Origin of the sequence: Rhizobium sp. B21/90, from assembly GCF_019355815.1 — a bacterium.
GTDB lineage: Bacteria > Pseudomonadota > Alphaproteobacteria > Rhizobiales > Rhizobiaceae > Rhizobium > Rhizobium rhododendri.
The window spans coordinates 823,449-836,267 of sequence record NZ_CP072162.1 but is presented as its reverse complement, the minus strand read 5'-3'; the positions used below and the strand labels follow the sequence as shown (position 1 = coordinate 836,267).

The following is a 12,819-nucleotide window of genomic DNA, read 5'->3' as shown; positions in this document are numbered from 1 at the left end:
TTCGCGCATTATTGCCAAGATATCCAAACCGCCGGTGCAAACCGGCGGTTTTTTGTTGAATTCGGCCGACGAACAGTCGAATGCTGCGCGACGTTATCCTCAAGGCTTCTCATATGCTTACATCACCGCTGTCGCAGGACGACCGTTTCAGCCTGTCCTACATCCGCCAGCCCGGTGAGGAAGCCCATGTCATCAGCGAGGCCATCGGGCGGTTCGGCCATCCACTGACCCCGCGCGCCAGCATCAACGGCTGGTACCTTATGGTCGGCGTCCTCGGTGGCGCAGCGCTCAGCCTTTTTCTCAACATCTACCGCAGCCTCATCCTGCTTCCCTCATTTGGGCCGACGCCGCTGATCGATGTGTTCAACCTGATGCTCATCTGCTCGGTCCCCTGCCTTGCCGTCTGCGTGCTGATGATGCTTTCGCTCCGGCGCGAGGCCTACCTTCAGCGGAGCGCAAGGGCGAGCCGCATCCTCCCGGATGCCACCGTGATGGTCAGCGTCTCGCCGGAGGGTATCTCCTGGGAACGGCCCGGCGCCACGACGACCTTGGCCTGGACAATGATTTCCGCCATCGAGGAACGGCATGGCCGTATCGAGTTCGACAGCGAGGCGACGGTCCACTACATCCCGGCCCATGCCTTCCATAACCGGCAGGAACAGGACGCGGTTCTGGCTCGAATTCGCAACCTCTGGCAGCCGCCCGCCCCAGCAAAGCCTTGACCTTTTCAGCATATCAGGGCATGTGAGCCGCTTTATCGCGTCCCTTTGGACGCCGCTGATGGAAACACCATGACCAGACCCACTACCTCCGCGCCCTCGCAGCGCATGCTTCGCGTTGGCGAACAGGTCCGAGGCGCCATAACGCAGGTGCTGCAGCGCGGCGAAGTCCGCGAGCCGGTCCTCGAAAAGACTGTGCTTGCCATCTCGGAAGTCCGCATGTCGCCGGACCTGAAGGTTGCCACCGCCTACGTGTCGCCGCTCGGCGTCGCCGACCACGATACGATCATCGATCTGCTCAACAAGCACGCCAAATATATACGCGGCCGCGTCGGCCCGCTGCTTCGCCAGCTGAAATACATGCCGGAAATCCGCTTCAAGGACGACACGAGCTTCGATAACTACAAGAAGATCGACGATCTCCTGAAGTCGCCGGAAGTGCAGCGCGATCTCGGCCCCGATACCGACGACACCCAAGCATAGTAGAGACCGATGTCCAGACCCAGAAAACCAAAGGGCCGCCCGGTTTCCGGCTGGCTGATCCTCGACAAGCCGATCGATTTCGGCTCCACCGAGGCTGTCTCGAAGATCAAATGGCTGTTTAACGCCCAGAAGGCCGGCCACGCCGGTACCCTGGATCCGTTGGCCTCGGGCATGCTGCCGATCGCGCTCGGCGATGCGACCAAGACGGTTCCCTACGTCATGGACGGCCGCAAGATCTATGAATTCACCGTCACATGGGGTGAAGAGCGCGCCACCGACGACCTCGAGGGCGAAGTCACGCAGAGTTCGGACAAGCGTCCGACCGAGGAAGACATCCGCGCCCTGCTGCCGAACTACACTGGCGTCATCAACCAGATCCCGCCGCAGTTCTCGGCTATCAAGATCGCCGGCGAACGGGCCTACGATCTCGCCCGCGAAGGCGAGACCGTCGATATCCCGTCCCGCGAAGTCGAGATCTTCCGCCTGACGCTGCTCGCCTGCCCCGATGCCTCCACGGCGCATTTCGAAGTCGAATGCGGCAAGGGCACCTACGTCCGGGCGCTCGCCCGCGACTTCGGCCGCGACCTCGGCTGCTACGGCCACGTCTCCGGCCTGCGCCGCACGTTCGTCGCGCCATTTGGCGAAGAGACGATGGTGCCTCTTGCAGAGTTGGTGGCGCTGGAAGCCATCGAGGATATGGAAGAGCGCCTCGCCGCCCTCGACGCGCTGGTCATCGACACCGCAGAAGCCCTGTCATCCCTCCCGCATCTCGCCATCACCGACGAACAGGCCCACCGCCTCAAGATGGGCAACCCCATCCTCGTCCGCGGTCGCGATGCACCGGTCGCCGAGAGCGAAGCCTATGCCACGGCGCGCGGCAAGCTCATTGCCATCGGCGAGATCGGCGAAGGCGAGTTTCGGCCGAAGCGGGTGTTTGTCTGAGGGGGGGGAGCGGAAATTTTCTGAGCTTGATCGATAGTCAGATAGTTGAAATATCTTTACTAAAAAAAACATAATTCCAAAAGTTCGCCGCTGGAAAATAGAACTCGACTGCAGCCGCGAATCGCGCTCAATAGAGGGATGAGCGGAATAATTGAAATAAATAACATTCGAAACATCAAGAAGTTGCGTTTCAACATCCCCGATAGGGGAGTTTGGCTTCTTACTGCCGGCAACGGGGCCGGCAAAACGTCCTTGTTGGCTTGCCTACGCCGTATCGGTCACCCTACGGCATTCCCCTTCACTTTCCATCGTCATTGCAATCAGATCGGCTAGACAACCACGCAAGTGGAACGATTTCCTACGAAATAAATGGCGAAACCGTTTCGTACGCATACAGAGGTGAACGTTGGACTCCGCGGCCTCGGAGTAACTCACATCTCTTTGAGAGACTCGGATATGCATCAGTGATTTATATTGGAGCAACGGCGGACAGAATTACTCCAAGACCCGAGGATTTCGACCCATCATTAGTACGAGCCGTTAGTCAATTCATCATCAGAGAAGCAAACCTAATATTTGAGAACAATAAATTTTCGATGCTTCGCACTATTAATCTTACTCGCGGCGCCGGAAACGACGCATTTGTGTTGGCTATAGCTGGAACTCCAAACACCTATCATTCTGAAAAAAATTTCAGCCTAGGTGAACTATGCGTACTTAAGCTTCTACGAGTTCTAAAAGACGTCAGCAACAATAGCATGATAATTATTGATGAGCTTGAAATGGCGCTTCATCCGAGGGCGCAGATTAACCTACTGCGCTTTTTAGAAGATCAGGCGCAAAGGAAGTCACTCACGGTTATATTTTCAACGCATTCTGTAACGTTATTAAAGACCGCAAAAAAACGACATATTATATACCTAGAAAAACAAGACGATGGAGAAATAAAACCCATTTACGGCTGCTTTCCCACTTACGCAATTGGCAATATTGCATCGGACGAAGAGACGCTTCCTGACATTATGATGTATGTGGAGGACCTTTTTGCAAGAGATATGACTACTGCTTTTTTTGAACAATTTGCCAATGACCGCTTCGATAACCCCACAGAGCGCCCTACCGCGAAGGTCGTGCCTGTCGGGGGATTTAAAGAAGTTGTCGCTTTTCTGGATCGAAATAGATCTGTGCTTCCAGATCATTGCATACAGAAGGCGGTCCTAGACGGAGATGTGTCTTCAGAAACGGTCGCACAATGGCGCCAGAACAATAATCATAACCAGCTGGCGAAGTTTCAAGCTCTCGAGGAACACATAAGCTATCTCCCATTTACGCCTGAAGTCGGAATGATGAGCTATATAACACAAAACGCACAATCATTTGAGCAAAGTTTACGCCTCAAATGCGGTGACAATCAGCTTAGAATCGGACCATTGCTCTTGACCTACGACCCAAGCCTTGCCGGGAGTCAGCTAAGAGCGTCTGCAAAGAAAGCATCCAGTGAGCTTATAGACTATATTGCACAACGGACCCAGCGCTCAAATGAGACGGCACGGGATCTACTGTGTAGCTTGTTCGCAAATTCAGCATGGCAAATGTATCGGGCTGATTTCATGAGGCTATTCGGTCGTATGCTTTAAATAACTCCTTTAATGTGATTGTAGGAGCGAGTTACTAGTGGATGGAATCTAACGCTTGGTGCCCGCGTTTAACGGCGGCGATGATTTTGTCGGGATCGGCGGTCCAAGTGAAGGGCTTTGGCTTTTTGTTGTGCTCAACGAGGAAACGGTTGATGGCGGCCTGGAGATCGACGACGGAATGGAAAACGCCGCGTTTCAGACGCCGCTTCGACAGCCTGGCGAAGAAACCCTCCACCGCGTTGAGCCATGAGCTTGAAGTCGGAGTGAAGTGGAAGGTGAAACGCTCGTGACGGTCGAGCCAGGCTCTCACCTTGGGATGCTTGTGGGCAGCATAGTTGTCGAGGATGACGTGGACGGCCTTGTCGTCCGGCACCTGGGCGTTAATGGCGTTGAGGAAGCGGATGAACTCCTGATGACGATGACGCTGCATGTTGCGACCGATGACGGTGCCGTCGAGCACGTTGAGGGCGGCAAACAGCGTGGTTGTGCCGTGCCGCTTGTAGTCGTGGGTCATGGTGCCGAGCCGACCCTTCTTCATCGGCAGGCCCGGCTGGGTGCGGTCGAGCGCCTGGATTTGGCTTTTCTCATCGACCGACAACACGACGGCGTGGGCTGGCGGATCAACATAGAGGCCGACAACGTCTCGCAGCTTGTCGACGAATTTCGGGTCGTTGGACAATTTGAACTGCCGCCACCGATGAGGTGCGAGGCCATGCGCTTTCCAGATACGCCTGACTGCGCTGGCGCTGATGCCGGCGGCCGTCGCCATCATGTCGGCCGTCCAGTGCGTCGTCTCGCCCGGCGGATCAGCCAGCGTCAGGGCCACCACACGCTCGGCGACATCGGGTCCGAGCCGCACAATACGCGACGGCCGCGTCTTGTCGCGCAGGAGACCCTCGACGCCTTCTGTGGCGAAGCGCTCTTGCCAGCGCCATACGCAGGTCTTCGATTTGCCGGTCTGGCGCATAATCTCGACAGTTCCGACGCCATCGGCACTCAGCAGGATGATCTCGGCCCGCCAGACGTGCTTTTGGGGCGCATTGCGATCCCTGGTCAAGGCCATCAGGCGTTGGTGATCTGTTGGCGAAACGGTGAACGATATTCCTGTGCGCATGCGCCAGACTCGCATGCCAACCCAGCAAATGGAATCCCATACAGGACTCTTATGTCAGGCGGTAACCACTAGGTAGCCACTTTTTGACGCGTTCTCTGCCACACCGTCCATCCTTCCTCCCCTCTTCCCTTCCCACCCCGAATAGTCTATAGGCTGCGCCAGCACTGGGCATGCCCATTTGCTTTCGCGGCCAAAGCTGGACGACATCTCGGCTTTTGGCGACTTCTTCCTCCTCATCGAAAGGACCATCCGATGTCGATTACTGCTGAGCGCAAGTCTGCGCTGATCAAGGAATACGCAACTGTCGAAGGCGACACAGGTTCGCCTGAAGTACAGGTTGCTATCCTGACCGAACGGATCAACAATCTGACCGGCCATTTCAAGGACCACAAGAAGGATAACCATTCCCGTCGTGGTCTGCTGACGATGGTTTCGAGCCGCCGTTCGCTGCTCGACTATCTGAAGAAGAAGGACGTATCCCGCTACAGCAAGCTGATTGCTGCCCTCGGTATCCGTCGTTAACAATTTTGCGGCGGGCGTTCCTGACGGGACGCCCGCCGGACTTTTATGACCGGGTCGCACTGGCCCAAATCCCGATGCCTGACCGCGCCACGATATGATCCGCGCGACAGGCAAGGGGCGGCGAACCGGATGGGCCGGCTTCGCCAAGACATAAACCGTTGACCTGTCATGGGGCAGGATTGCCGGACGCTTTCGCCAGGACCCTTGGTCCAGGCCGTCTTCGAGGTCCAGGACCTGAAGCCGCAATGCCGGACACGATTGTCTCCGTCCACCGCCTGAAGGCGAGACGGAAACGCCGGAAAAAGCCTCCCGCTGTCTTGCCCGTGACCTGTCACACAATGCGGTCGACGATGCGCCTTGCCCGAACCGGCGGTGGCGCGTTTTCCCGCATCAGGCAAGGATACGATATGTTCGACGTACACACAGTGGAAATCGAGTGGGCAGGACGCCCGCTGAAACTCGAAACCGGCAAGATTGCCCGTCAGGCTGACGGCGCTGTTCTCGCCACCTACGGCGAGACCGTGGTTCTGGCCACCGTCGTTTCGGCCAAGTCGCCGAAGCCGGGCCAGGATTTCTTCCCGCTGACCGTCAACTACCAGGAAAAGACCTACGCAGCCGGCAAGATCCCGGGCGGCTATTTCAAGCGCGAAGGCCGTCCGAGCGAGAAGGAAACGCTGGTTTCCCGCCTCATCGACCGCCCGATCCGCCCGCTTTTCCCGGCTGGCTACAAGAACGACACGCAGGTCGTCGTAACCGTTGTCCAGCACGACCTTGAAAACGATCCCGACATCCTCGCCATGGTTGCCACCTCGGCTGCCCTGACGCTCTCCGGCGTTCCCTTCATGGGCCCGATCGGCGGCGCGCGCGTCGGCTACATCAATGGCGAATACGTCCTCAACCCGCATCTCGACGAGATGGACGAATCGGTTCTCGACCTCGTCGTTGCCGGCACGCAGGACGCCGTCCTGATGGTTGAATCGGAAGCCAAGGAACTCTCCGAAGAAATCATGCTCGGCGCCGTCATGTTCGGCCACCGTGGTTTCCAGCCGGTCATCGACGCGATCATCAAGCTCGCTGAAGTTGCCGCCAAGGAAGCCCGTGACTTCCAGGCGGAAGATCATTCCGAACTCGAAGCCGAAATGCTGAAGCACTTCGAAGCCGAGCTTCGCGAAGGCTACAAGATCACCCAGAAGGCCGACCGCTACGCAGCCGTCGACGCCGTCAAGGCCAAGGTCAAGGCTCACTACTTCCCTGAGGGCGTTGAGCCGAAGTATTCCGCCGAAGTCATCGGCGCCGTCTTCAAGCACCTGCAGGCGAAGATCGTTCGCTGGAACATCCTCGACACCAAGAGCCGCATCGACGGCCGCGATCTGTCGACCGTTCGTCCGATCGTCTCGGAAGTTGGTCTGCTGCCGCGCACCCACGGTTCTGCCCTGTTCACCCGCGGCGAAACCCAGGCGATCGTCGTTGCCACGCTCGGCACCGGTGAAGACGAGCAGTATGTCGATAGTCTGACCGGCATGTACAAGGAACGCTTCCTTCTGCATTACAACTTCCCTCCCTACTCGGTTGGCGAAACCGGCCGCATGGGCTCCCCGGGCCGCCGCGAAATCGGCCATGGCAAGCTCGCATGGCGCGCCATTCGTCCGATGCTGCCAACACCTGAGCAGTTCCCCTACACGCTGCGCGTCGTCTCCGAGATCACCGAGTCCAACGGCTCGTCCTCGATGGCTACCGTCTGCGGCACCTCGCTCGCGCTGATGGATGCCGGCGTTCCGCTCGGCCGCCCGGTTGCCGGTATCGCCATGGGCCTGATCAAGGAAGAGGACCGCTTTGCAGTTCTCTCCGACATCCTCGGCGACGAAGATCATCTCGGCGACATGGACTTCAAGGTTGCCGGCACGGAAGGCGGCATCACCGCCCTTCAGATGGACATCAAGATCGAAGGCATCACTGAAGAGATCATGAACGTCGCGCTGAACCAGGCGAAGGACGGTCGTCTTCACATCCTCAACGAGATGTCCAACGCCATTTCCGAAGGCCGTGGCCAGCTGGGCGAATTCGCTCCGCGCATCGAGATCATGAACATCCCGGTCGATAAGATCCGTGAAGTCATCGGCTCCGGCGGCAAGGTCATTCGCGAAATCGTTGAAAAGACGGGCGCCAAGATCAACATCGAAGACGATGGCACGATCAAGATCGCATCCTCGTCCGGCAAGGAAATCGAAGCGGCCCGCAAGTGGATCCACTCGATCGTTGCCGAGCCTGAGATCAACCAGATCTATGAAGGCACGGTCGTAAAGACCGCCGACTTCGGCGCTTTCGTCAACTTCTTCGGCGCACGCGACGGTCTAGTGCACATCTCCCAGCTCGCCGGCGACCGCGTTGCCAAGACGACTGACGTCGTCAAGGAAGGCCAGAAGGTCTGGGTCAAGCTGCTCGGCTTCGACGAACGCGGCAAGGTTCGCCTCTCCATGAAGGTCGTCGACCAGGCCACCGGCCAGGAAATCGTCGGCGAAAAGAAGGATGCCGCAGCCGAATAAGCTGCGCCTTCGCTTGCATCTCCGGGGCGCGGGACAAGTTCCGCGCCCCTTTTCTATCCGCCTTTGACACGAGATAAGCCATGAGCCGCGACGCCCTGAAGACCCTGTTCCATCCCTTTGCTTCCGCCACCGTGGCTGCACCCGGTGAAGGTGAACGCATCCTGTTTCTCGGCGCCGAGGCCGGCTTCGCGCTGCCGCCCGAGTTCAAGGCGAGCCTGACTGCAGTGCAGGGTTTTCGCCCTCTCTATCGCCAGCTGCAGGCAAGCCGCATCGAGGCGACGCCTGAGATCGAGGGAACGGACTATGACGGCGCGCTGGTTCTCTGCACCAAGCACAAGGGCGAGAACGAGGCCAACATCGCCGAGGCGCTCGCAAAGGTGAAACTCGGCGGCCTGATCGTCGTCGCCGGCGGCAAGGAAGACGGCATTGCCTCGCTGCGCAAGCGCGTCGAAGGCCTGGGCCTGACCATCGACCATATGCCGAAATATCACGGCGTGGCCTTCTGGTTCGGACGCCCGGAAGACACGGCGCCCATGCTGGCCAAGCTTCAGAAGCCCGCAACCCGCGTTGACGGCCGCTTCACCACGGCACCGGGCATGTTCTCCCACGAGCGCATCGACGCTGGCTCCGAACTTCTCGCCTCACGCCTGCCGGCCGACTTTACCGGCGACGTCGCCGACTTCGGTGCCGGATGGGGTTACCTCGCCGTCGAAATGGGCACCCGCTCGCCACGTCTTGGACGCATCGACCTCTATGAGGCCGACCATGCCGCGATGGAGGCAGCCAAGCTCAATCTCGCATCCAATATCCCCAACATCGCGGCGCGCTTCTTCTGGCACGACCTGGCTGGCGAATCCGTGCGCGACAAATACGATCTCGTCATCATGAACCCGCCTTTTCACGAAGGGCATGCCGCCGATCCGTTGCTGGGCCAGGCACTCATCAAGACGGCAGCCGGAGCGATCCGCAGCGGTGGCCGGCTGTTGCTCGTGGCAAACCGTGGCCTGCCCTATGAGCCGGTGCTGGCTGGCCTGTTCAAGAATAGCGGTGAAACTTGCCGCAATGCTCGGTTTAAAGTGTTGTGGGCAAGTAAATAGGTTTGTCCACTACCGGACAATCCGGCATTCATAATAAACTAATTAAGAATAAGCTCGACAGGGCGACGTAGAAGGGCTTATCTTCTGGCGACTGATATTTAACATCCAACGCCAGAAGCTCAATGTCTAAGCAAACGGTCAACGATGAACTGACCACTGTCGCCGGTGTGGGCTCTGCAATAGCTCTTCACGCGCAGAGTTATGGCTTCGACATCGTCCCGATTTGCCGAGCCCTCGATATTGATCCGGACGACCTGCAAAGCCTGACAGCGCGCATCAGCCTAGACCGCATGTGCCGCCTGTTGGAAGCCTGCGCATTAATGGCGAATGATGAAGCCTTCGGACTGAAATGTGCCGCCGGCTTTACGCTCGGCTCCAGCGGTCCGTTTGGCTACGGCATGATGACGGCACCCACCGTTCGCGATTTCCTGGATTTTCTCGTCGACCATCTGGCATTTGCGTCGCAGGTTCGCGACTGTAGTCTTCAGAAGTCAGACAACGGCTCGCTCCTTTCCTGGAATTTCTCCCCATTGGTGTCGAAACGGGATCAGTATGTCGATCTGATCGTCGGCCTGCATCTGCGCCATCTGGGCTGTCTGGTCGGCAAGGACATCGACCGCGTTGGCGTTGGGCTGCAACGGCAGAGGCCGCGTCATCCGGCCTTCTTTCGACAGCACATGACCCGCCATCTGTTGTTTGGCATGCCCGTCAACAGCTTGCACGTGCCGGCCAGCCTTCTCGACCGTCGCAACCCCCGTGGCGACCCTACCCTCTTCAAGCTGATGAATATCCAGATCCGGACCCTGCAGGCGGATGAGGTGACTGAGGAGGAGTTTGTCGAGCAGGTGCGCCGCTACATCCGGCGACGGATCGCCGAGGCGACGCTCTCGCTTGATCTGATCGCAGCCTACTTCGGCTTGTCGGAGCGCACGTTCCAGCGGAGACTGGCAGAATTCGGAACGACGCTCAACGATCTCCGCGACGACGAGCGGCGGCGGCTGTGCCTCGCCTTGCTGCGCGACGGCAGCCTTTCCATTACCACCATTTCCTATCGACTGGGATATTCGGCGCCCAGCGCTTTCACGCGGTCGGTCTATCGCTGGTTCGGCGCGTCGCCCAAGACTTTGCGCAACGTCAATGCCGAAGAAAGCAGCAGACTGCAGGAATCCCGGGGAGATGACCTTGACGCGCCTACACAAATCAGGAAGATTTCATGACGTCGTCTCGATAGGCGACTACAGCCATGAACTGTTGCGCAGAAAGATAAATTTCTGGCGCCCGTCGTTAACGACAGATGAGCCTCTCCATAGTATTCAGCGCTTTCAGCCAGTCATTATCGCGTCGGTCGCCTTGGGCGTAGCGCCGGTAACAGATCTTGCGCCCCCTCATTTAGCGGACCGCCATGCCTAGAATCTTTCCGTCGACGGAATCTACGCCTCCGTCGCCCAAACTCACATCTCGTGAAAAAGATATCTTGCAACTGATAGCCGACGGCCATCGGCTGGAGGAGATCGGCCGGACGCTGGAGCTGCCCGAACCAGAAATCGAGCAGCTGATGAAGACGGTCGAGGAGAAACTGGGAGCAAGCAACCGGCTGCACGCAGTGACCATCGCCGTGCTGCATGGCCATATAGCCATAGGTCCGGAACAGCCAAGATAGGCCCCGCCGTATAGACCGACGCAGCACTGCGCCGGTCTGATGTTTGGTATCAGTCGATTTCAGCCCGCGTCAGCGTTTCCAGCGTCGGCATCGAGGTGATGTTGAAGCCGGAATCGACGTGATGGATTTCGCCCGTCACGCCTGCGGAAAGATCCGACAGAAGATACAGCGCCGAACTGCCGACATTGTCGATCGTCACGGTCTTGCGCAGCGGCGCGTTGTGCTGGTTCCACGACAGGATGGCACGGGCGTCGGCAATACCGGCGCCTGCAAGCGTGCGGATAGGGCCGGCCGAGATGGCGTTGACGCGGATCCCGCGCGGACCGTAATCGGCCGCCAGATAGCGCACCGATGCTTCGAGCGCTGCCTTTGCTACACCCATGACATTGTAGTTCGGGATCACCCGCGACGAGCCGTTATAGGTCAGCGTCAGCATGCTGCCGCCTTCGGTCATCAGCGTGGCAACCCGCTTGGCGATTTCGGTGAAGGAGAAACAGGAGATTACCATGGTCCGCGAAAAGTTATCGCGCGTGGTGTTGGCATAGAGACCCTTGAGTTCGTTCTTGTCGGAAAAGCCAATGGCATGGACGACGAAATCGACGCTGCCCCAGCGGCTCTTCAGGGCATCGATAACGCTATCGACCGAGGCGATATCCTCTACATCGCAGGGCAGGATGAAGTCCGAACCGAGTTCGGCGGCGAGCGGCTTAACCCGCTTGCCGAGCGCATCACCCTGGAAGGTGAAGGCCAATTCCGCCCCCTGGGCAGCCAGCGCCTTCGCGATGCCCCAGGCGATGGAATGATTGTTCGCGACACCCATGATGAGGCCGCGCTTACCCTGCATTATTCCGGTCATTGATTTATCCGTTGTGGCGCTGGAACACGAGCGTAGCGTTGGTCCCGCCGAAGCCGAAGGAGTTGGAAAGCACGGTATCCATCCGGGCGTTGTCGATGCGCTTGCGCACGATCGGAACGCCGTCAAATTCCGGGTCGAGTTCTGTGATGTGGGCGCTCTCGCCGATGAAGCGCTCCTGCATCATCAGGATCGAGTAGATCGATTCCTGGACGCCGGCTGCACCGAGCGAATGGCCGGTCTGCGACTTCGTCGATTGGATCGGCGGAATTTTGTCGCCGAACACTTCGCGGATCGCGCCGATTTCCTTGCTGTCGCCCACCGGCGTAGAGGTCCCGTGAGTGTTGATGTAGTCGACCTCGCCGTCCACTGTCTTCAGCGCCTGGCGCATGCAGCGAATGGCACCCTCGCCCGACGGTGCGACCATGTCGTAGCCATCCGAGGTGGCACCATATCCGGTGATCTCGCAGTAGATCTTGGCGCCCCGCGCCTTGGCATGCTCGAGTTCTTCGAGCACCAGCACACCGGCACCGCCGGCAATGACGAAGCCGTCCCGGCTGACGTCATAGGCGCGTGACGCGGTTGACGGGGTGTCGTTGTACTTTGACGACATCGCGCCCATGGCATCGAACAGGTTGGACATAGTCCAGTCGAGATCTTCGTGGCCGCCAGCAAACATCACGTCCTGCTTGCCCCACTGGATCATCTCCATCGCATTGCCGATGCAATGGGCGGAGGTCGAGCAGGCGGACGAGATCGAGTAGTTGACGCCGTGGATCTTGAACCAGGTGGCAAGGGTCGCCGACGCGGTCGATGACATCGCCTTCGGAACCGCAAACGGGCCGATGCGCTTCGGGCTGTTGTTCTTGATGGTGATGTCGGCCGCTTCGATCAGCGTTCGCGTCGAAGGCCCGCCGGAGCCCATGATGATGCCGGTGCGCTCGTTCCCACCGATATCCGAATCCTCGAGGCCTGAATCAGCGATTGCCTGCTTCATGGCCACGTGGTTCCACGCACCGCCCTGCGACAGGAAGCGCATGGCGCGACGGTCGACCAGATCGGTCGGATCTAGCGACGGCTTGCCCCAGACGTGGCATCTGAAACCGTGCTCGGCAAAATCCGGCGAGAACGAGATGCCGGACTTGGTCTCGCGCAGCGCAGCAGTGACTTCGGCGGCATCGTTTCCGATGGAAGAGACAATACCAAGACCTGTGACAACAACCCGTCTCATGTGTTGGACCTTTTTGTT

The 12,819-nt window shown here is 58.7% G+C and carries 13 protein-coding genes; 10 read left to right on the top strand and 3 right to left on the bottom strand.

Features of this window, described 5'->3' with window-relative positions; translation table 11 throughout:
* Positions 1–80 precede the first annotated feature (80 nt).
* The 5 genes from J5278_RS03995 (at position 81) to J5278_RS03975 (ending at position 3,781) form a co-directional block, all read left to right on the top strand.
* The gene (locus tag J5278_RS03995) at positions 81–722 is read left to right on the top strand and encodes a YcxB family protein (RefSeq protein ID WP_209182167.1); all 642 of its coding nucleotides are present in this window, start codon (positions 81–83) and stop codon (positions 720–722) included.
* Between the two features lie 69 nt (positions 723–791).
* Positions 792–1,202, top strand: a complete 411-nt coding sequence (gene rbfA, locus J5278_RS03990; protein WP_209182166.1) for a 30S ribosome-binding factor RbfA — start codon at positions 792–794, stop codon at positions 1,200–1,202.
* A gap of 9 nt (positions 1,203–1,211) precedes the next feature.
* Positions 1,212–2,144, top strand: coding sequence for a tRNA pseudouridine(55) synthase TruB (gene truB, locus J5278_RS03985; protein ID WP_209182165.1), 933 nt, complete (start codon positions 1,212–1,214; stop codon positions 2,142–2,144).
* A 138-nt stretch (positions 2,145–2,282) separates the two neighbouring features.
* Positions 2,283–2,477 carry an AAA family ATPase gene (locus tag J5278_RS31575; RefSeq protein WP_209182164.1) on the top strand — a complete coding sequence of 65 codons (195 nt, stop codon included), beginning with the start codon at positions 2,283–2,285 and terminating at the stop codon, positions 2,475–2,477.
* Between the two features lie 131 nt (positions 2,478–2,608).
* Positions 2,609–3,781 (top strand): AAA family ATPase, encoded by a 1,173-nt coding sequence (locus J5278_RS03975; protein ID WP_209187281.1) that lies wholly within the window; start codon positions 2,609–2,611, stop codon positions 3,779–3,781.
* A gap of 34 nt (positions 3,782–3,815) precedes the next feature.
* On the opposite strand, the gene J5278_RS03970 is transcribed toward J5278_RS03975, so the two are convergent.
* Positions 3,816–4,895, bottom strand: coding sequence for an IS630 family transposase (locus tag J5278_RS03970; protein WP_111223089.1), 1,080 nt, complete (start codon positions 4,893–4,895; stop codon positions 3,816–3,818).
* A 252-nt stretch (positions 4,896–5,147) separates the two neighbouring features.
* Between J5278_RS03970 and rpsO the strand changes: the two genes are divergently transcribed.
* The 5 genes from rpsO (at position 5,148) to J5278_RS03945 (ending at position 10,717) form a co-directional block, all read left to right on the top strand.
* Entirely contained in the window at positions 5,148–5,417 is a 270-nt protein-coding gene (rpsO, locus tag J5278_RS03965; RefSeq protein ID WP_111220861.1) for a 30S ribosomal protein S15, read from the top strand.
* A 407-nt stretch (positions 5,418–5,824) separates the two neighbouring features.
* On the top strand, positions 5,825–7,960 hold the full coding sequence (gene pnp, locus J5278_RS03960) for a polyribonucleotide nucleotidyltransferase (RefSeq protein ID WP_209182121.1): 2,136 nt from the start codon (positions 5,825–5,827) through the stop codon (positions 7,958–7,960).
* An 80-nt stretch (positions 7,961–8,040) separates the two neighbouring features.
* Positions 8,041–9,057 carry a class I SAM-dependent methyltransferase gene (locus tag J5278_RS03955; RefSeq protein ID WP_219258313.1) on the top strand — a complete coding sequence of 339 codons (1,017 nt, stop codon included), beginning with the start codon at positions 8,041–8,043 and terminating at the stop codon, positions 9,055–9,057.
* A 122-nt stretch (positions 9,058–9,179) separates the two neighbouring features.
* Complete coding sequence (locus J5278_RS03950) at positions 9,180–10,274, top strand: AraC family transcriptional regulator (RefSeq protein ID WP_209182123.1); 1,095 nt, start codon at positions 9,180–9,182, stop codon at positions 10,272–10,274.
* A 257-nt stretch (positions 10,275–10,531) separates the two neighbouring features.
* Positions 10,532–10,717, top strand: a complete 186-nt coding sequence (locus J5278_RS03945; protein WP_161990996.1) for a helix-turn-helix transcriptional regulator — start codon at positions 10,532–10,534, stop codon at positions 10,715–10,717.
* A 49-nt stretch (positions 10,718–10,766) separates the two neighbouring features.
* On the opposite strand, the gene fabI is transcribed toward J5278_RS03945, so the two are convergent.
* Positions 10,767–11,573 carry an enoyl-ACP reductase FabI gene (gene fabI, locus J5278_RS03940; RefSeq protein WP_142831518.1) on the bottom strand — a complete coding sequence of 269 codons (807 nt, stop codon included), beginning with the start codon at positions 11,571–11,573 and terminating at the stop codon, positions 10,767–10,769.
* Positions 11,574–11,577: 4 nt separating this feature from the next.
* Positions 11,578–12,801, bottom strand: a complete 1,224-nt coding sequence (gene fabB / locus J5278_RS03935) for a beta-ketoacyl-ACP synthase I (RefSeq protein ID WP_142831519.1) — start codon at positions 12,799–12,801, stop codon at positions 11,578–11,580.
* Positions 12,802–12,819 lie beyond the last annotated feature (18 nt).

Excerpts from the sequence above, each read along its gene's own strand:
- J5278_RS03995 (WP_209182167.1), top strand. The coding sequence starts at position 81 with ATGCTGCGCGACGTTATCCTCAAGGCTTCTCATATGCTTACATCACCG.
- J5278_RS03950 (WP_209182123.1), top strand. The coding sequence starts at position 9,180 with ATGTCTAAGCAAACGGTCAACGATGAACTGACCACTGTCGCCGGTGTG.
- fabB (WP_142831519.1), bottom strand. The coding sequence starts at position 12,801 with ATGAGACGGGTTGTTGTCACAGGTCTTGGTATTGTCTCTTCCATCGGA.
- J5278_RS31575 (WP_209182164.1), top strand. The coding sequence starts at position 2,283 with ATGAGCGGAATAATTGAAATAAATAACATTCGAAACATCAAGAAGTTG.
- rbfA (WP_209182166.1), top strand. The coding sequence starts at position 792 with ATGACCAGACCCACTACCTCCGCGCCCTCGCAGCGCATGCTTCGCGTT.
- J5278_RS03970 (WP_111223089.1), bottom strand. The coding sequence starts at position 4,895 with ATGCGCACAGGAATATCGTTCACCGTTTCGCCAACAGATCACCAACGC.
- fabI (WP_142831518.1), bottom strand. The coding sequence starts at position 11,573 with ATGACCGGAATAATGCAGGGTAAGCGCGGCCTCATCATGGGTGTCGCG.
- pnp (WP_209182121.1), top strand. The coding sequence starts at position 5,825 with ATGTTCGACGTACACACAGTGGAAATCGAGTGGGCAGGACGCCCGCTG.
- truB (WP_209182165.1), top strand. The coding sequence starts at position 1,212 with ATGTCCAGACCCAGAAAACCAAAGGGCCGCCCGGTTTCCGGCTGGCTG.
- J5278_RS03955 (WP_219258313.1), top strand. The coding sequence starts at position 8,041 with ATGAGCCGCGACGCCCTGAAGACCCTGTTCCATCCCTTTGCTTCCGCC.
- rpsO (WP_111220861.1), top strand. The coding sequence starts at position 5,148 with ATGTCGATTACTGCTGAGCGCAAGTCTGCGCTGATCAAGGAATACGCA.